The sequence below is a fragment of the Dyadobacter ginsengisoli DSM 21015 genome (assembly GCF_059568735.1).
In genome coordinates this window covers 89,722-109,289 of record NZ_JCANTY010000006.1, presented here as the reverse complement: position 1 = coordinate 109,289, position 19,568 = coordinate 89,722, and the positions used below count along the sequence as shown (strand labels likewise).

At 51.5% G+C, this 19,568-nt stretch carries 15 protein-coding genes; 12 read left to right on the top strand and 3 right to left on the bottom strand.

The features are described 5' to 3' along the window. Nucleotides 1-2: 2 nt before the first annotated feature. From BP71_RS22285 to BP71_RS22235, 11 genes are all read left to right on the top strand, one after another. A complete protein-coding gene (locus BP71_RS22285; protein ID WP_496383326.1) occupies nucleotides 3-2,444 on the top strand; it encodes a heavy metal translocating P-type ATPase in 2,442 nt (813 codons plus the stop codon). Between the two features lie 94 nt (nucleotides 2,445-2,538). Continuing rightward, on the top strand, nucleotides 2,539-2,688 hold the full coding sequence (gene ccoS / locus BP71_RS22280) for a cbb3-type cytochrome oxidase assembly protein CcoS (protein WP_295928930.1): 150 nt from the start codon (nucleotides 2,539-2,541) through the stop codon (nucleotides 2,686-2,688). A 52-nt stretch (nucleotides 2,689-2,740) separates the two neighbouring features. Then, on the top strand, nucleotides 2,741-4,885 hold the full coding sequence (gene ccoN / locus BP71_RS22275; RefSeq protein WP_496383324.1) for a cytochrome-c oxidase, cbb3-type subunit I: 2,145 nt from the start codon (nucleotides 2,741-2,743) through the stop codon (nucleotides 4,883-4,885). Between the two features lie 125 nt (nucleotides 4,886-5,010). Beyond that, complete coding sequence (locus BP71_RS22270; protein ID WP_496383322.1) at nucleotides 5,011-6,048, top strand: cbb3-type cytochrome c oxidase N-terminal domain-containing protein; 1,038 nt, start codon at nucleotides 5,011-5,013, stop codon at nucleotides 6,046-6,048. A gap of 24 nt (nucleotides 6,049-6,072) precedes the next feature. Next, the gene (ccoG, locus tag BP71_RS22265; RefSeq protein WP_496383320.1) at nucleotides 6,073-7,524 is read left to right on the top strand and encodes a cytochrome c oxidase accessory protein CcoG; all 1,452 of its coding nucleotides are present in this window, start codon (nucleotides 6,073-6,075) and stop codon (nucleotides 7,522-7,524) included. A 31-nt stretch (nucleotides 7,525-7,555) separates the two neighbouring features. Continuing rightward, a complete protein-coding gene (locus BP71_RS22260) occupies nucleotides 7,556-8,008 on the top strand; it encodes a FixH family protein (RefSeq protein WP_496383318.1) in 453 nt (150 codons plus the stop codon). A gap of 2 nt (nucleotides 8,009-8,010) precedes the next feature. Beyond that, nucleotides 8,011-8,709, top strand: a complete 699-nt coding sequence (locus BP71_RS22255; RefSeq protein ID WP_496383316.1) for a sulfite exporter TauE/SafE family protein — start codon at nucleotides 8,011-8,013, stop codon at nucleotides 8,707-8,709. Between the two features lie 149 nt (nucleotides 8,710-8,858). Further along, nucleotides 8,859-9,209 (top strand): DsrE family protein, encoded by a 351-nt coding sequence (locus BP71_RS22250; RefSeq protein ID WP_496383314.1) that lies wholly within the window; start codon nucleotides 8,859-8,861, stop codon nucleotides 9,207-9,209. 87 nt (nucleotides 9,210-9,296) lie between these two features. Further along, nucleotides 9,297-10,661, top strand: coding sequence for an oxygen-independent coproporphyrinogen III oxidase (hemN, locus tag BP71_RS22245; RefSeq protein WP_496383312.1), 1,365 nt, complete (start codon nucleotides 9,297-9,299; stop codon nucleotides 10,659-10,661). 78 nt (nucleotides 10,662-10,739) lie between these two features. Next, complete coding sequence (locus BP71_RS22240; RefSeq protein ID WP_496383310.1) at nucleotides 10,740-11,975, top strand: PAS domain-containing sensor histidine kinase; 1,236 nt, start codon at nucleotides 10,740-10,742, stop codon at nucleotides 11,973-11,975. Between the two features lie 17 nt (nucleotides 11,976-11,992). Then, a complete protein-coding gene (locus tag BP71_RS22235; protein WP_496383308.1) occupies nucleotides 11,993-13,057 on the top strand; it encodes a response regulator in 1,065 nt (354 codons plus the stop codon). Here BP71_RS22235 and BP71_RS22230 read toward each other — a convergent pair. Beyond that, nucleotides 13,054-14,829, bottom strand: a complete 1,776-nt coding sequence (locus tag BP71_RS22230; RefSeq protein WP_496383306.1) for a hypothetical protein — start codon at nucleotides 14,827-14,829, stop codon at nucleotides 13,054-13,056. The genes BP71_RS22235 and BP71_RS22230 overlap by 4 nt on opposite strands. A 129-nt stretch (nucleotides 14,830-14,958) precedes the next feature. Further along, nucleotides 14,959-15,345 carry an iron chaperone gene (locus BP71_RS22225; RefSeq protein ID WP_496383304.1) on the bottom strand — a complete coding sequence of 129 codons (387 nt, stop codon included), beginning with the start codon at nucleotides 15,343-15,345 and terminating at the stop codon, nucleotides 14,959-14,961. Nucleotides 15,346-15,523: 178 nt separating this feature from the next. On the opposite strand from BP71_RS22225, the gene BP71_RS22220 reads away from it, so the two are divergent. Next, the gene (locus tag BP71_RS22220; protein WP_496383302.1) at nucleotides 15,524-16,897 is read left to right on the top strand and encodes a hypothetical protein; all 1,374 of its coding nucleotides are present in this window, start codon (nucleotides 15,524-15,526) and stop codon (nucleotides 16,895-16,897) included. A gap of 78 nt (nucleotides 16,898-16,975) precedes the next feature. Here BP71_RS22220 and BP71_RS22215 read toward each other — a convergent pair whose 3' ends face one another. Then, a complete protein-coding gene (locus BP71_RS22215; RefSeq protein WP_496383300.1) occupies nucleotides 16,976-19,129 on the bottom strand; it encodes a hybrid sensor histidine kinase/response regulator in 2,154 nt (717 codons plus the stop codon). Nucleotides 19,130-19,568: the final 439 nt, after the last annotated feature.

Below are 19,568 nucleotides of genomic sequence, written 5' to 3'. Positions count from 1 at the left end.
CCATGAGCATAATTACGGCCCCACAGGCCATTCCCGATACCCGTCACATCTGCTACCACTGCGGGGAAGAATGCCGCGACGAAGTACTCCATGCCGACCAGCATGAATTCTGCTGCGAAGGCTGTGTGACGGTTTACGACCTGCTGAAAGAAAGTGACTTGTGCCAGTATTACACCATCGATGGCGCACAAGGCATTTCGCCCAACATGTCGTTCTACAAAGGAAAGTACGACCACCTCGACCTGCCCGAAGTCCGGGACAAGATGATCGAATTCACGGATGGTCAGCTCACGGCGGTGTACTGGCATATTCCGAAAATGCATTGCAGTTCGTGCATCTGGCTACTCGAACACCTCTACCGGCTCGATACGGCGGTGAGAAGTTCTGTGGTTAATTTTCCGGAAAAGAAAGTCAGGATTACTTTCGACGCCCCAAAGCTGGGCCTGAGCGAACTGGCCGCTTTGCTGGCACGGATCGGATATGAGCCATACCTGAGCATGGAAGATCTGGCCGGCAATAAGGCAGGCAAATGGAATCGGACCCGCTTGTATAAGATCGGCATCGCGGGCTTTGCATTCGGGAACATCATGATGCTGAGCTTTCCCGAATACTTTCACCTCGGGCAAAATACCTCCGACCAAAACCTCCGCACATTATTCAGCGTCCTGAACCTCGCGCTGAGCTTACCGGTATTGTTCTACTGTGCGGCAGATTTCTATAAATCGGCATGGTCGGCGATGAAAGGCCGTTACCTGAACATCGACGCCCCTATTGCCCTCGCATTATCCTGTGTTTTCCTGATCAGCGTTTACCAGCTGGCCACGCAAAGCGGTCCGGGCTACCTCGACTCTTTCGCAGGAGCCGTGTTCTTTATGCTGGTAGGGCGCTATTTTCAAGACAAAACCTATGCGGGCGTCTCGTTCGACCGCGATTATAAATCGTATTTCCCGATCGCGGTCTCCGTGTCGGATGGCAACCAGGAAATCCGAAAACCCATTACAGACCTGCATCCTGGCGATCGCATGCTGGTTCGCAACGAGGAACTGATCCCGGCCGACGCTGTTTTGCAGAGTCCCGTCGCAATGATCGATTACAGCTTCGTGTCCGGCGAATCGCAGCCTGTCGAACGAAAAAAGGGTGACACCGTTTATGCGGGCGGCAAACAAAAGGGCGCTGCTATTGAGCTGGAGGTGCTTCGCGAAGTATCCCAAAGTTATCTGACCCAACTTTGGAACAACCAGGCTTTTGTCCGGGAAAAGGAAGATGCGAACCGTACACTTGCGGCCCGTATTAACAGGTACTTTTCCCTCGTTGTCCTCGGCATCGCCATCCTCACATTCGCGGTCTGGTCCGTTGCGTTTAAAGATCCGGAAACTGCCTTCCTGGCTTTCACGACAACCCTGCTGGTGGCCTGTCCATGCGCATTGCTGCTTTCGTCGACATTTACGAACGGAAACCTGCTGAGCGTTTTCAGCCGCAACCGCTTCTACCCCAAAAATGCCGGGAGCATTGAAAGGCTTGCTCATATCGACACCGTGGTTTTTGACAAGACAGGCACCATTACCGTACCCAACGACGCGGACATTGACTACACAGGACAACCTGCTACCGGAGAAGACCTTGTGATTATCAAAACCATCGTCGGCCAGTCGTCACACCCGTTAAGCCGGCTTATTGCCACGCATCTCGCACATGTTCACGCAAGCCGGCGCGTGCTCACCGGATTTTCCGAAACCAGCGGAAAAGGGATGCTTGCATGCTGGGGAAACCGGGAAATCAGGATAGGCTCTGCGGAATGGGTTGGCGGTCTTCCCACTGATCATGCAGCGCAGTCGAGCCAGGTATTCGTGGCAATGGACGGGGTTATTAAAGGTCATTTCACGATCCGCAGCAAGTACCGGCCGGAGCTGACGGAAACGCTGAAAGCACTTCGCTCGGCGGGCATCCGAACCTATCTGCTCTCGGGGGACAGACCAACGGACCGAGAGATGCTCACCCCTCTTTTCGGCCCCGATGCCCTATTGCTATTCGATCAAAAGCCTCAGCAGAAACTGGATTTCATTAAAAAACTACAACAGCAGGGGCATCGCGTGCTTATGGTAGGCGACGGGCTGAACGACGCCGGGGCTTTGCGGCAAAGCGAGGTCGGACTGGCGGTGTCCGACGACATTAACAACTTTTCGCCGTCCTGTGACGCTATCGTCGAAGGCAGCCAACTCGGCAAACTACCAGGCTACATGCACCTCGCACGCAGCGGCCAGCGCATTATCCGGCAGAGCTTTGCGATCTCATTGCTTTACAACATCGTCGGCCTGTCATTTGCCGTCGCAGGGAAGCTTTCGCCCGTGATCGCTGCGATCCTGATGCCGCTCAGTTCCATTACCATCGTGGTGTTCACAACCGCCGCCAGTAATCTGGCCGCACGGAGGTGGCTTAAATCCTGACCAATGTCATAATCCGGTAGCACCTCCCGTCATCTTTTGCCAATCGTCCCGCCGGTAGTTTTGAATCATCAAATCACCTAATTCTTTCCTCATCATGAGCGCATTGTATCTCCTGATCATCGCCAGCCTGCTGGTAGCGCTGGGCTTTCTGGGCGCATTCATATGGTCGGTCCGAAAGGGACATTACGACGACGATTACACGCCTTCCGTGCGCATCCTGTTGGATGATTCCGAAAAGAAATAAACTTCTGATACCCACCACCTGAACTGATTTTACCATTTATCCCCATTAAATTATGTCAAACGTTCCACATCCGGACCTGGCCTCCGTTGAGTTGGATGAATTTCAATACGACAACAGGATCGTCCGGGATTTTGCCATCGCCACTATTCTGTTCGGGCTCATTGGCATGCTCGTTGGACTGCTGGCTGCGATGCAGCTGGTTTTCCCAGACCTGAACATGGACCTGCCTTTCCTGACTTTCAGCCGGATACGACCGCTGCATACCAATGCGGTGATCTTCGCATTTGTTGGAAACGGCTTTTTCACCGGCCTTTATTATTCCGTTCCGCGGGTGTTGCGTACACCGATATGGAGTCCCGCGCTCAGCCGTTTTCACTTCTGGGCCTGGCAGGCTATTATTCTCGGCGCGGCGATTTCCCTGCCGATGGGCTTTACGACTTCCAAAGAATATGCCGAACTCGAATGGCCTTTTGATATCGCCATCGCCATCGTGTGGGTATCTGCACTGGTCAACATCATCATGACAACCGTCAACCGGCGCGTCGAGCACATTTACGCGGCGGTGTGGTTCTACATTGCCTCTTTTGTGACCGTCGCCATGCTGCACGTGGTCAACAGCATCGAGCTGCCGATCTCATTCATGAAAAGCTACCCGGTGTACGCCGGTGTGCAGGATGCATTGGTACAATGGTGGTACGGCCACAATGCGGTGGCTTTCTTTCTGACGACCCCTTACCTGGGTCTGATGTACTATTTTCTACCCAAAGCTGCCAACAGGCCGATCTATTCCTACCGCCTGTCCATTGTACACTTCTGGGCACTGATTTTCCTTTACATCTGGGCCGGGCCGCACCATTTGCTCTATACCGCGTTGCCCGAATGGGCGCAGACGCTCGGAACGGTGTTTTCCATCATGCTGATCGCGCCGTCATGGGGCGGGATGATGAACGGGCTGATGACCCTGCGCGGCGCATGGGACAAAGTGCGGGAAGATGTGGTGCTGAAATTCATGGTCGTGGCCATCACCGCCTATGGTATGGCGACTTTCGAAGGGCCGATGCTTTCGCTTAAGAATGTCAATGCCATCGCCCACTATACCGACTGGATCGTAGCGCATGTGCACGTAGGCGCGCTGGGCTGGAACGGATTCCTTACTTTCGGAATTTTGTATTGGCTCTTCCCCAGACTTTACAACCGCCCCTTGTACTCGACCAAAGCTGCCAATTTCCATTTCTGGATCGGCACACTGGGCATCATCTTCTACACGATCCCGATGTACTGGGCCGGCTGGGTACAGAGTTCAATGTGGAAAGAGTTTACGCAGGAGGGCCTTTTGAAATACCCCAACTTCCTGGAAACCGTTACTGCATTGAAACCCCTGTACTTCCTGCGTGGTGTGGGTGGCACGTTGTATCTGGTCGGTTTTGTGGTGATGATCTATAACCTTTGGATGACCGCCCTGAAAGGCAAGCTTGTGGCCACCGAAACCGCCAAAGCAATGCCATTGAGCGCAATCTGGCATGCTGAAAAAAGCGAATACTGGCACCGTCGCCTCATGGAGCGCAAACCATTGGCACTCACCATTTTCTCGCTTGTGGTGGTAGCCATCGGCGGGATGATCGAAATGATCCCGACATTTCTGGTTGAATCCAATGTACCTACCATTGCCAGCGTGAAACCTTATACGCCACTGGAACTGCAAGGCCGCGATATTTATGTGCGGGAAGGCTGTTATGTCTGCCACACGCAAATGATCCGTCCGTTCCGGTCCGAGATCGAGCGGTTCGGGGAGTATTCCAAATCGGGCGAGTTTGTATATGACCACCCGCATCAATGGGGCTCCAAACGCACCGGTCCCGATCTGCACCGCATAGGCGGCAAATACCCCGACTCCTGGCATTACAACCACATGGAAGACCCTACCAGCATGTCACCCGGCTCCATCATGCCGCGCTACGGCTGGCTGCTGGAAAACGACCTGGATACGACCACTACGAAGGCCAAAATCAAGGCGATGCAAACGCTCGGTGTGCCTTATGAAAAAGGTTTTGAGGACAAAGCCAATGCAGATCTGGTGAAACAGGAAAAGGAAATCCAGGAGCGGTTGAAGCAAAGCGGCATCAAAACGGCGGCCAACAAAGAGATCATCGCGCTGATCGCCTATATGCAGCGAATGGGAACCGATATTAAAAAATGAGTGAGTGAATGAATGAGTGAACGACCGAATAAACATTGTTCATGAATTCACTCATTCCCCCATTCAGTCACTAAAAATTCCACAGCGGCTCATTCAAACATTCACTCATTCAGTCATTGACTCTCATGAAATTCCGGAATTATCTCGAAACCATCGCGGGTGTTGGCATTTACCCGCTCATATCCCTGCTGATCTTTTTTGTCTTCTTCGTCGGGCTGCTCATTTATGTATGGGGGTTGGATAAAAGGAAACTCGATAAAATGCGAAACATTCCTCTAAACGACGGCATAGTACGTAAAGGACTACTGTCGCTGCTCGTGCTGGGATTCGCCACATTGCCGGCATCCGCCCAGGACAGTGAACCGGTGCGGGCCATCACCGAACTCGACCTGATCCTGTATGTGGTGCTCGGCGCCCTACTTTTTATCATTATCCAGCTGGCGATCCTGCTGGCATCGGCCATGAACCTGCTCAGCAAAACGGCCCAGGCAGCGCATCGGGAGCCTACGCACGTTTTCAGTGCGCATTGGTGGAAAAAATTCAGGGGAATCAGCGTCGCGGTACACGACGAGAAACAGATTCTCATCGACGGCCACGACTACGATGGTATCCAGGAACTCGATAACCGGATGCCGCCCTGGCTACAATCGTTGTTCTACGCAACCATCGTTTTCGCGATCATTTATTCAATCTACTATTTCGGCGGACTGGGTGATATGCAGATCGCAGAACTGGACAAGGAGATTGCCTCTGCCGAAGCCGAAAAGAAGGCCTACATGGAAAAAGTCGGTGCCAGCATGGACGAGAACTCGGTGGCTTTGCTGACAGACAACGCAGGCATCGACCAGGGCAAGAAGATTTTCCAAGAAAAATGTACAGCCTGCCACGGTACCGAAGGCGGCGGCTCGGTAGGCCCCAACCTTACGGACGAATACTGGCTCCACGGGGGTGGTATCCACAATGTGTTCAAGGTAATTAAATACGGGGTACCTGAAAAAGGGATGATCTCCTGGGAAAAACAGCTCTCTCCGACCGATATTCAGAAAGTAGCGAGCTTCGTGCTTTCCCTGAAAGGCACCAAGCCAGCGAATGCGAAAGAACCGCAGGGAGAACTGGCGGATCAGATATCGGCTGTCGGCGAACGACTGTCGGCCGCGCAATGAGATGACGACATAAATCCAAACGATATGGAATCTACATCCATCGGCGACAACAGGCCCCCGAAACGGAACCCGGCTATTGAACACCGCCCCACATCCGGCAATAGCCAACAACCCTCGGGCGAAGAAAGCAGAAAGCCTCAGGAAACCCGCCCGCTTTATCCGCAACGTCCCACAGGCAAATGGCATAACCGGCGCGTCGCTTTTAGCATTGCCATCATCGCGTTGCTGTTCATTGCGCCATTTATCCGGGTCAATGGGCAGCCGCTGGTCCTGCTGAATGTGCTGGAAAGGAAATTCATCATCTTTGGTATTTTCATCGGACCTCAGGATTACTGGCTCTTCGGGCTCACGATGCTATCGTTCTTCGTTTTCATTGTACTGTTTACCACTGTTTTCGGCAGGTTATGGTGCGGTTGGGCGTGCCCGCAGACGGTTTTTATGGAAATGGTTTTCCGGAAAATCGAATATGCGATCGAAGGGGATGCCGGCAAGCAAAAGCTACTGGATAAAGCACCCTGGACGACCGATAAGGTTCTGAAAAAGGGATTGAAATACAGCCTTTTCCTGATCGTATCATTTGCCATCGCCAATTTACTGCTGGCCTACGTGGTGGGAACCGATGAACTGTACAAGATTGTCTCCGAACCCATCGCCGACCACACAGGGCTCTTTTCCGGGATCGTTATTTTCACGGGCGTCTTCTACTGGAACTTCGCATGGCTGCGCGAGCAGGCTTGTACCGTGGTTTGCCCTTACGGACGTCTGCAAAGTGTATTGCTTGATCGCAACTCCATTAATGTGGCCTACGACCACGAACGCGGCGAACCGAGGGGCAAGTTGCACAAAGGCAGTGACCGTACCGAAGGCGATTGCGTCAATTGCTTTCAATGCGTGGTGGTATGCCCAACCGGTATTGATATCCGTAACGGCACGCAAATGGAATGTGTGAACTGCACAGCCTGCATAGATGCCTGCGACTCGATCATGGATAAGGTGGGTTTTTCGCAGGGATTGATCCGTTACACGTCCGAGAATGCCATCAGTAAAAAAACGGCCAAAGTAGTGACACTCCGCACATGGGGCTATGCGACTGTCCTGCTGCTGTTATGGTCGGCGCTCGGCTTTGTATTCGCCACGCGAAACGACACCCAAACGACACTATTTCGTGCGCCAGGCAGCCGTTACATCGAGAATCCCGACGGCACGATCAGCAACTTGTATACATTCAAGATATTTAACAAAACCAATAGAACCATTAAACCCTCCATACGCCTCGACACCCCGCACGGTAAGCTGCACTTCGCCGGATCCCCTGATCTGACGCTGGCAGCCGCGGGGATGTCAGAGGGAACGGTCTTCATCATTATTCCGAAATCCGGATTGAAAAACCGCAAGACGACACTCAATCTTTCGGTTTACCAGGGGAACCAAAGACTGGAAGGTTTTGAAACGACATTCATCGCACCCGAAGAATGAAAAGATTCAACCATTATTCAAGACAACAACCATGAAAATGAATTGGGGAGCCGGCATTGCCGCATTGTACGTCGGTTTTGTAGTCATGATCCTGCTGCTCGTCGGTATGAGCGCAGGACAGAAAATTGACCTCGTAACAGATCATTACTATGAGGAAGAACTGAAATTCCAGGGCAAGATCGATAAGAAACAACGTGCGGCCGCCCTGGCTGAGCCGCTATCCTGGGAAGTAACCACAACCGGCTTGCATATCCGCTACCCTTCGGCATTCGAAGACTCGTCCATTACCGGCCAGATCCGGATGTATTGCCCTTCGGACGACCGCAACGACCGCCAGTTTGCTGTCAGGCCGGTGAGCGGTGAGCAGGCGCTCGCATTGACGCAGATCCCCGTGGGCAGGTACAAAGTTCAGGTCGACTGGCGCGCCGGCAGTGAAACTTACTGGAACGAGGGTGTAGTGGTGATAGACCATACGAACCATTAATCATGATCATCGTCCTGCCGTATCTCGCCATCTCCATGGGGTTTATCAGCAGCTTTCACTGTGTGGGCATGTGCGGTCCCATCGCGCTCGCGCTGCCCGTACACAAGGGCACGCGCGCACAGCAGGTAGCGGGTATGCTCGCATACAATACGGGACGCGCGCTTACGTACGCAGCGTTCGGAATGGTGATCGGCACGGTGGGGGCGTCACTGGAATGGCTGGGCGTACTTCGCTATGCATCGATCGCCATCGGGCTGGCGATGCTGGGTTATGTGCTGTGGCCGTCCGGCCTGGAACAGCAGCTGCATATGCCCGCTTTCTGGCAGCGCCTTGTGGGACAGATCAGAAAAAAAATCGGTTTGTACCTGAAAAAAAACAGCATAGGGAGCATGCTTTTGCTGGGAACCTTCAATGGTGCTATCCCTTGCGGGATGGTATACATGGCACTCATGAGTTCCGCTGCCACGGGCAGCACCTGGGGTGGCGGGCTTTTTATGGCACTCTTCGGGCTGGGTACGATGCCTGCGATGCTTGCATTAGGCATTGCCGGGCAACGATTCACGCCTGCATTGCGGACCAGGATCCGGAAGCTTACACCCATACTGGTAGCAGTAGCGGGCCTATGGCTTGTGGTGCGCGGTGTGACCACCACTTATGCAGAATACGCCAAACCCGACGCGGGCATGACGATCTGCCGCTAGGGACGCAATGTTACTTAATCGTTGAAAAGCAATCCGTAATAAACGATCGCTGTTTCATTACGGGCTACTTTCCGCCAACTGCCCGATCGGGAAACATGTGCGCATGCCGAACCCTTGACCGCTTCCGCCATGTGTCTTACCTTTCGGGCATGAAAAACTATAAAGCCATTATTCAGCTCACTTCATCCGATCCGAAAGTTTACCAGAGTACATTACGTCAGATCGGCAACCTGATGGCCCATTTGCATGATCAGGTCGATGTACGGATCGTTTGCCACGGTGCCTCTATGCCCTTTTGTGTCCGCGACAGCAATGCGCTGGAAGAGGAAATTGTCATGCTGCTTGCCCGGGGCGTCAGCATCGGAGCATGCCATAACATGCTGGTAGCCAACAACACGGAGCCTGCATGGCTCATCGACGGCATCGAAGTGATCCCATCCGGCATTGCCGAACTGGTGATCCTGCAACAAGAAGGATGGAGCTATCTCAAAGCCGGCTAGAAGTCTGTTTTCCGTATGACGAAGATCATGTTTTAACCTGCCCCGCCTGGCTAGTTTTGATTTATCATCTACATCAAAACTTTGATCATGGACAAGGACCTGCTGTTCAAATATAATATTCCCGGACCGCGGTACACCAGCTACCCTACCGTTCCTTACTGGCAGAAAACACCGCCCGCGGAGGCACGATGGAAAGAACTCGTTCAGGATGCCATCGCCGTTTCGAACGATCGGGAAGGCATTAGTCTCTATGTTCACCTGCCTTTTTGTGAGAGCCTTTGCACCTACTGCGGCTGTAACACGCGGATCACTGTCAATCACGCCGTTGAAAATAAATACATCGATGCGGTCCTGAAAGAATGGGGCATGTATTGTGCTCTGTTCGGCGAAAGCAAGCCGGTGATCCGGGAGCTGCACCTGGGTGGCGGCACGCCTACTTTTTTCAGCCCGGCCAATCTCTCCCGCCTCGTCGGCGGATTACTCGCCAAAACGGCTGTCCATCCACGTGCGCAGTTCAGTTTCGAAGCACATCCGGGCAATACGACCGACGAACATTTGTATGCGCTCTATCACGCCGGGTTCAGACGGATCAGTATCGGCGTACAGGATTTCAACCCGATTGTGCTGGCGATGATCAACCGGCATCAGACCTACGAGCAGGTCGTTCATCTGACACGGAAGGCCCGCGAGATTGGCTATACGTCCGTTAATTATGACATTGTATATGGTTTGCCTCAACAGAAAGCCTGCTATATGATGCAGACCATGCTGCGGGTGATCAAACTCAAGCCCGACCGCATTGCCTTTTACAGCTATGCACACGTGCCCTGGATTAAGCCCGGTCAACGAAACTATACCGAAAGCGACCTGCCAGACGCAGACAAGAAGATGGCCATTTATGAAACCGGCCGCAATGCATTGGAACTGGCTGGCTACCAGGACATCGGCATGGACCATTTCGCACTGGAAACCGACGAGCTTTGCAAGGCCAGTGAAGAAGGACGCCTGCACCGGAATTTCATGGGGTACACCGACACCCGCACGCAACTGCTGATCGGCCTCGGCGCTTCCGCGATCGGGGACTCGTGGCAGGGATATGCCCAGAACGAAAAGAAAGTGGAGGATTACTACCGGCTGCTGGCCCAAAACGAGCTCCCGATTTTCAGGGGGCATGAGCTCACCCGAGAAGATCTCATCCTGCGCAGGCATATCCTACGCCTGATGACGACGTTCGAAACATCGTGGGCATCCACTTCGGAAGTTTGTGCCGAAGTATACCAGGCTATCGAGCGACTGTCGGAAATGGAGTTTGACGACCTGGTGGAGGTGGAGCCTTTCCGGCTGAAAGTCACTGAAAAAGGCAAGGCGTTTGTCCGGAATATCTGCATGGCGTTCGACGCGCGTCTGTGGGCCGAAATTCCCCAGACCAGCCTTTTCAGTCAGACGGTTTAAGTATGAATTCTTGCGGTGTTCACCTCTGTCCTGTACCTTGGTATGTTTGATACGGATATTTTAATTCATACCCAGGTGATGACACGGCATATCGAAATGCTGGATGCCCTGTTCAAGCACGCAACCGAAGGGATCGTGGTGGTGGACAAGCAGGCCAGTATTGTAATGTTAAATCCTAAAGCCAAGGAGCTTTTCGCTTACGGCGACCAGGAACTGATCGGAAAAAAGATCGAAACGCTCATTCCTCAGCGGTTTTCAGGAAACCATGTCGGCTACCGCGATCAGTATCTTAAAGCACCGCGTGCACGGGGCATGGGTCATGCGATGGATCTTTTTGCACGCCGTAAAGACGGAAGCGAATTTCCGGTAGAAGTAAGCCTGAGCCCATTCAAAACCAGCGATGGTGAATTTGTAGTAAGCTTTGTGATTGACATCACCGAACGCAAGAAACAGGAAAACCGCATTATCGAGGCCAATCTTGAAATCCAGAAACTGAATGCGGAACTGGAAGAGCGGGTGCAGCGGCGTACCGAAGAACTGGCCGCGGCCATCAGGAGGATCGAACTTTCCCAGGAAGAGGTGGTAAGAGCCCTCAAAAAGGAACGGGAGCTGAACAATATGAAAAGTCAGTTCGTGACCATTGCTTCGCATGAATTCCGTACCCCACTGGCGACCATCCTGTCCTCGGCCTCGCTGATTGGCCGCTACGCCCGGACGGAAGATGAAGAAAAACGTCAAAAGCACGTGCTGCGAATCAAATCCACGGTCACCAACCTGACCGAAATCCTGAACGACTTCCTATCCATCGGCAAACTGGAAGAGGGTCGCGTACACAGCATTACAGTCCTGACCGAATTACCGGAATTCTGCCGTAACCTGATTGAGGAGATCAAAGGTCTCTGCAAGGAAAACCAGCAGATCGTATTCGATTATCAGGGAGAAAAGAATGCCTGGCTGGATAAGCAGTTGCTTCGGAATGTCCTTTTCAACCTGCTTTCCAATGCCATCAAATATTCAGAGCCCGGCAAACTTATTTTCCTGCGGATCAAAACCATTCCCGGCATGGTCAGCATTGACATCGAAGACCAGGGAATCGGCATTCCAAAGCAGGATCAGGCCCATATTTTCGACCGCTTCTTCCGTGCACACAATGCAGGCAATGCACAGGGAACGGGGCTGGGACTGAATATCGTCCAGAAATACATCGATCTCATGGGAGGGTCCGTCCGCTTTCACAGTGAAGTCGGCCGGGGGACAACCTTTTGCGTCGAATTACCCAACCGGGAACCTTCCCAAGCCAAAACAGAGCCTTAAATCAAACTCAACCCATTTTGGAAACCAGAAAAATACTTTTGATCGAGGATAATCCCGAAATGCGGGAGAATACAGCCGAAATACTCGAACTGGCTAACTATGAAGTAATCACAGCCAAAAACGGAAAGGAGGGAATGCAGCAGGCCGCCCAAACCACGCCCGACCTCATCATCTGTGATATCATGATGCCCGAACTCGACGGCTATGGGGTCCTGCATATGCTTGGTAAAGATGAGCGCACCGCCTCAATCCCTTTCATCTTCCTCACAGCTAAAGCGGAAAAAGAAGATTACCGGAAAGGCATGACGATGGGCGCGGACGATTATCTGACCAAACCCTACGACGACGTGGAGCTGCTCAATGCCGTGGAAATGCGATTGAAAAAGAGCGACCGTCTCAAACGACAGTTTGAAAGATCCGCCGACGGCCTCGATCAGTTCATCCGGGAAGCGCAGTCGTTTGACCCCATCGTAAAACTCGCGGAGGACAAGAAAGTGAAAGTGTTGCGTAAAAAAGAGACCGTTTATACCGAGGGAAGTTTCCCGTCCCACCTGTTTTTCCTGCAAAAAGGAAAGGTGAAGGCCTACAAATCCAATGAGAACGGCAAGGAATATATTACCGATCTGCACAAGGAGGGTGATTTCTTTGGTTATCTGGATCTGCTGCAGGGCGAGCCATACGAGGAAACCGCCATTGCATTGGAAAAATCGGAGGTGGCGATGATCCCGAAAGATGATTTTTTCAACCTTCTTCAAGGCAACCGTGAAGTGGCGTCGAAATTTATTCGGATGCTCTCCAATGAAATCAAAGACCGGGAGGAGCGGCTTTTACAGCTTGCCTATAATTCTGTAAGGAAAAGGGTTGCGCAGGCGTTGGTCATGCTGGTTCAGCGCTACCAGGAAGACCGTTCCAAGCCATTTTCGATGGCTGTAACCCGGGAGGACATTGCGTCCATGGTGGGTACTGCTACCGAAACGGTGATCCGGACGCTTTCAGATTTCAAAGACGAACGTCTGGTCGATATGAAAGGTAGCCTGATCACCGTGCTTGAATATGAAAAACTGGCCAGGATGCGGAATTAAATCCCTGCCAGCCTGTTTTCGATGGCTTGGAGCTGCGCCATCATCTCCTGCCGGTAAGCCACCGTCTGATTGCTGATCTCGGGGATCAGTTTTTTGTAGTAACTGATCCCTTCCAGCAAGTTTCCGCGGAATTTTGAAAAATACTTCGCCTTCTTCTCGTTCAGCTGGGTGGTGTGCCGTTCGACATCCTTTTTGAGGTAATCCACGTACAGGTTAAGTTCATTGATAAACATATTGGGCCGCAGGTTCCTGGCAAGCAGATCTATTTTCCCGTAAATATGCCCTACCATCTCATCCAGCGAATAAACACCTGAAAACCAGGCCAGGTTAGGCCCCGGACAAATCGCAACGACCTTGTTCTCCCTCGGTCTGATCAGGTTATTTTTGATCAATGCCGCAGTACTCAGCCCGTCGCACAGACAAAGCTTTTCTGTCACTGCTTCGATCTGCGTCTCCAGATCCGCCGGTCTTGGCTCCATGGTCATCAACTGCCTGATTTTCAATTGCTGGTATTGCCTCGACGCGGTACAGATCGGCTCTTTCGTAAATTCCGTATTGGAAACCAGGTACCGCTTGTTGCACGGACTGCCTGGCCGCCCCTTCCCGATCCTTTCCAACCGTTGCTTTTCGGCGCTGCTGTCCCTGAAGTTATTGAAAAGCACACCGAGTGGTGAGGAATCGCTTACATAGTAGGCGTCGCTTTCTGCGGCAGACAGGTTCTGCAATGTAGCGTCGTCGACATTGGTCACCTCCGGTACCAGCAGGAACGGACTACCCCATCCGGTAGCTTCGATCCCGTAATGTTCGAGCAGGAAGCGATCTTCGGCGGCGGTACCAATGCCTCCCTGCACGGTAATGCGTATGCGGGGCACCCGCGAGAGCCGGACGCCCTTGTTTTCCAGCACCGGTTCATAAAGCGCAAGCAGTTCGGTGAACATTTCGGTACGCCTCAGTTTAAATTCTTCGAGAACGGGTCCCAGCAGGTTGCCTTCCGTGGCAAATGCGTGCCCGCCGCAGTTCAGCCCCGATTCGATCCGGAATTCCGACACCCATATCCCTTTTTTGGCCAGAAACTTTGCCTGGATCAACGCAGAGCGATAATCGCTGACTTTCAGGATCAGCTTTTTCTTCATAACACCCGTTTCATCAGGAAAAAAGTCTTCAAACCTTTCCAGGTAGCTGTACAGCCTCGGATTCATTCCCGCGGAAAGGATCATGGATGACTGCAATGTACTCAATGCAAACCCCCTGAGCGCAGCCAGAGCATCGGTGTAGATCTCGGCCAGCGGGTTTCCCTCCGCATCCAGGTTCATCTTGTCTACCTTCGACATAATATTGACGTCGATACTGCCAGGCACCATCCGCTCACGGATCGCGGCAGCCTCCTGCTCCTTTTGCATACCTTCGGGTAAAGCAAGCATGGCATCGTGCCGCCTCTTCACCTCCGAGTCCGCAGGTAAGAGGCTGAAATAACGGGCCAGGTCATTGTCTTTTCCGAACGGCTGCTTTTTGAGCAAATCAAAATCTTCGCAAACGATCCTGTGCATTAAGTCCAGGTAACCCGTGATTCTGCGGCTCCGGTAGTCAGGCGTGCCTTTGGGGATCGGGCTGTCGTCCTCCCCGCGCTGGTGTGCATAATGCACGCGCATACGCTCAATGAGCTCGTCGTCGACGATCGAGGCAACCGAGGAAATGCCGTATTTGGCAACTTTAATGGGGGTATCGATGGAGTATCCGAGTCCAAGGACCGGGATATGAAAAGTATGCGGCATAATGGTATGAATGAGTGATGATTATCCATCCAAAAATACCGCCGCGCCAGCGTCCGAAAACTGACTGCGCTTAGCCACATTACTGAGAAACGTCATACTGAGCAACGCCTCCTATACACAACTCCGTCATTACTTCTTCTTAGGCTTCGACGCAGCCGCCAGTTCATTTTCCTTTACCCTGAACGTTACGATCCGTCGGATCAGGTCAACCGGCAATGGGTCCTTGTCGGGAAACTGAATGGCCGATTTACTCACCTTGTATTTAGCCAGGTCCGTTTTGAATTCACCGAGCAACGCCTCGCTGAATGGATAAGACAAGGAAATGTGCTGCGTTGCTGCCGAATAGTAGACCAGGAAACCAAAGTGTTTGTATGCGGGGATCTGATAGCTGATAACTTCCTCTGCATCGGGAGCAACATCCCGGATAATATCCCTGATTGCCTGTAAGCGCTCCTTTTTGGGCCCCTGAAAGGTGTCCTGATATTCGTCAACGGATTTGAAATCTGTTTTTGCCATAGCCGGAAAGCAGTTTTGATACGTGCCTGATATCAGGCAAAAGCTGGTAATCCGTTCATTTTAACCCATCTATCCGATATTATTTAAGTAACCAGTTAAATATTAGTCAGATATTATATAAATTGTTACACTTAATATCTGCTTAATTCAATGCTCCTCCCAATAATCAAAACCAGCCATGAAAAGAATTTCCTTTTGCCTGATTCTACAACTGATTTTCCTTCTCGGGTGTAAAAAAGAACAGGAAATAAACCCGCAGGAGTTGTCTATCAACGATGAGTTTATCAAATCCATTAAAGTAAAAGGTGCGACGGAAGTGAAACTCGATTCCACCAGGCGCATTATTCAGGTCATCCTGCCAGAGAGCTTTACGGACGACCTCCTCGATCTGGACATCAATCCCGGGGATGGCATGGAACTGGAATACCCCGGCGACAGCGCATTGTATATCAAAAACCATATCAGATATTATTTCCGGGCGACTTATCCGCAAGACTTTAAGGTGTACAAAACCAACGTGGCATTCGCCAAAGAAAACTGGTACACGATATGCGTCAAGCACGAGGGGCCATTGAAAGCGATCCTCACGTCCGAACTGACGCTCTATCCCAACGGTCAGGATGTGGCTGCCAGAGCGGATTTTAAAATCATTTCCGGCTTGGGATCGATTCCTGAAACTCCCGGAGGAAAAACAAAAGCAGTCCCTGTGCTGAAAGATCCTGCCCAAAACGTCACCAGTTCCGGATATGCCGGGTTCAACCCGGGCTCTCTGGTCATTTCTGAGGGCTCGAAGTTTTTAAAGTCCGATCGGATGCTGCTCAGTATCACACTCGGGGACAAAACATTCCAGTTCCCCGAAATCCGGCAAATAAAGGTATCGAAGACATCCGCCCAGATTGACTGGAACCGGAAGCTTTTCAGAACAATCACCAAGGGAAAAACCATGCGGATTCATGGTGGCGTCTTTTTTCCTGCAAATCAGTATCGCGTCCAGGTATCCAACGATCGCCTTGGAGCACCGCGGTGGTATGATGCAAAGTTTTTGGATTACGGCACCCTTGCTTTCGAACTGCCTCAGGACCTGCCCGATGACCAGTATCTCTTCAACATCTATGAGGGCAACGCAGTAGTTGGGAAATCCATTGAACCGGTTGCGGCGGATTCCGTGAAAGCCTCAGTGGGCGCCGTGTGGTCCGGGTTCGCAGAGTGCCCGATCTTCCAGGTATTTCCGACCAGCCACCAACCAATTTCGCTCAATAAAGGCCAGACATTATACGCAATGCCTTTTCCCATCATTTTCGAAGGACAATACGGCAAGCCAATCGACCCCAACAAGCCTCTACCCGACCTAGAACTAAAATCCGGAGGTCAGTCGCTTCGTTTGCAACCGGAAGTCAAAGCAGACTGGTGCTACGCTGACGGTTCTATGTATGTGTATTATGGCGTATACAAGGTTCCGGCGGCTGCACAACCGGGAAAATATGAAGCGCGGTTTATCCTGGACAAAAACGAACGTTCCATGCCTTATTGGACCCAGATCGAAATCCGGTAGAGTCCCTTTAAGAACCTTTTCTTTGAGATCCAAATCAGGCAACCCTGTTGGACCTGGATGCGAATCAAATGATACCTCTTACGCAGGCAGATTACCCTCTGGATACTCTCGCGGGTAAAAGACCTGCCCCAACAGCAGCAGCAACTCCCCTTCCGAAAAAGGCTTCCCGAGTACTCCGTTAATGCCCAAACCGGCGTAGAAATGCTTGTCGCGGTCAGACGAATCACCTGTAAAACCAATCACAGGTGTCCTTGCCTTGTCTGCGTCCGCCTGTGTGCGTATGCGCCGCGTGAGTTCCACCCCGTCCATTCCCGGCATATGAATATCCGTGATCACAAGGTCATAAGGCTGCTTCTCGAACAGTTCCAGCGCTTCATCCCCGGATGTAACCAGATCGAACGAGAGTCCGTATTTTTCCAGGAACCTGCCCATGAGGACCAGATTCAGTTTGGTATCGTCTGCTACCAGCGCTTTTTTACCCTTGAAATCCCTGGGAAGCGAAGCAGGCATTGCCTTTCGCGCAGGTCTCTCTTTGATCTTTTCCGCAATGCTCATCGGAATGGCCACTTTGAACTCCGAACCTTTACCGATCATGCTTTCCACCGATATGCTGCCACCATGCAGCTCGACGATCCGCTTGCAGATCGCCAGCCCCAACCCTGTTCCCTGCTTGCCTGGGGCCGTACCAACGCCTCCCACCTGGCTGAAATCTTCAAATATTACCTTCAAATGCTGTGGCGCAATGCCTATGCCGGAATCCTTCACGCTGAATTTCAATAGCTTCTTTTGCTGATCGGTCTTTTCCAGCATGGCTTCGACGACGATCTTCCCGTGGGCGGGTGTAAACTTGATCGCATTATTGAGCAGGTTGATCAGCACCTGCTTGATGCGGAACTCGTCCCCCTGCAGGCACGATTCCTGCAACATACTCAGTTTGGATTCGATCACAATATGTTTTTCATCTGCCAGAACACTCAGCACACTGATCACCTCATTGAACAACTCGACCGGGCTGAAAGCATGGTACTGTAAAGTCAGTTTCCCGCGTTCCAGTTTGGAAAAATCGAGCAGTTCATTGACAAGCGTTATCAGCATCCGGGAAGAACTCTGGATCGCTTCCACACTTTCTTTGGCCTGCCCATCCAGCCGATCGGTTTCAATCAGCTGCGAAAATCCGATAATGGCGTTGAGCGGCGTCCTGATTTCATGCGTAACCTGTGCGAGAAACTCCCCTTTCTTTTGGGCCGCCTCGGCTGTCAGCGCTGCATACCGGAGAATGGTCGCATCGTTCCGGTAGAGTTTCAGGACGTTCCTGATGATGATGATGGTCATCAGTAATACTACAATCGCGGCGCCCCAAAGCAGGCGGTTCACCTCTTCGAACTCGTTGGACGTCTCGGCCAGCAATGAACTACGGAACATTTTCACTTTTTGCTCCTCATTTGCCTTCAATCGCTTGAGCGTCAACTGCAAGTTCGCAAATAACTCTCCATTCAGGAACAACAACCGCTGTTCAGCCTCGTTGAGCTGCTTTCGCACCCGGTTGTATTCATCGTAGCGGCTCAGGTCAAGCTCCCGGGCAAGTAGCCGGGAGGTGATCAGAGAGTCACGCTCGATGATCACTTTTGTCCTTTCCTGGGTCACATGGTCATCCCCTTTGTTTGCAATCGCATCGGCAATCCTTTTCAAAAGGCCCTTCTTTTTTTTCTTCTTATCAGCTACTACCACGGAATCGACTTTCGAGGTCTTTTTGACCCGTACGGGCGGGCGGGCGGATTTTGTTTCCTGCTGCTGATCAAGCTCACTACGCTGGACCGAGAGCGATAAAAGGCTGTCCACCAGAATTTTCATCCGGATAAATTCGTCATTGCTTTCCCGCTTGCTTTCAATAAGCCCCGACAACGCCGACGAGCGGTTGGCCCGTTCGGTTTCAAATTCGGTCAGAATATCCGAAACCGTCTGAAGCTGATCAGTAAATGCGTTCAGGTAGCTCGAATCCTGGGTGATAATAAATAGTCTGCTGTTATTTTCGGCCACATACAAGATCGAGATACAGGTATCGATCTTTTGGTAGCCATTCATATCCTTCTGAAGTTCCTGAATGTTCTCACGAATCGTTCTGGATTTGACGCGTGTCAGCAATATCACAAATACAAACGAGCCCAATATGACAACCAGAAGGATGGTCCATATCAGCAATGCGCGGGATAATGTGCTCAGGGGTATTTTCATTTCATGACAATATCTCGCTTTATCTCCCGGAAAGCAAGATCAGACGGGTACATCAATTTATTTAAATAATTGAAAACCAATTATTTAATTTCAATTAACCTACAAACTGTCCACCAGAAAGCCTTGGGACTGTTAACCCATCCTTACTTAAACTTCGTAGAAAAACCGAGTATTTGAGGGTTGGTTTATGGCAAAGGTATAAAAGCGGATACAAAACCAAACCACCTAAGCCTCTAATATTTAGTCTACAAAACCGCTTGATCTGGTTACAATTACGACATACCAATCCCCGCCCGGAAAGATTCCGGAAACCACCAACTTGGCATTTTTATATTCTTTAGAAGGATAAAACAACACCACTATCTCTGTTAAGTTTTTGTTTATCATCCCGCCGCCATTTTAACAAATTGATAACTGCGCGCAATAGTCCCCTCATGAA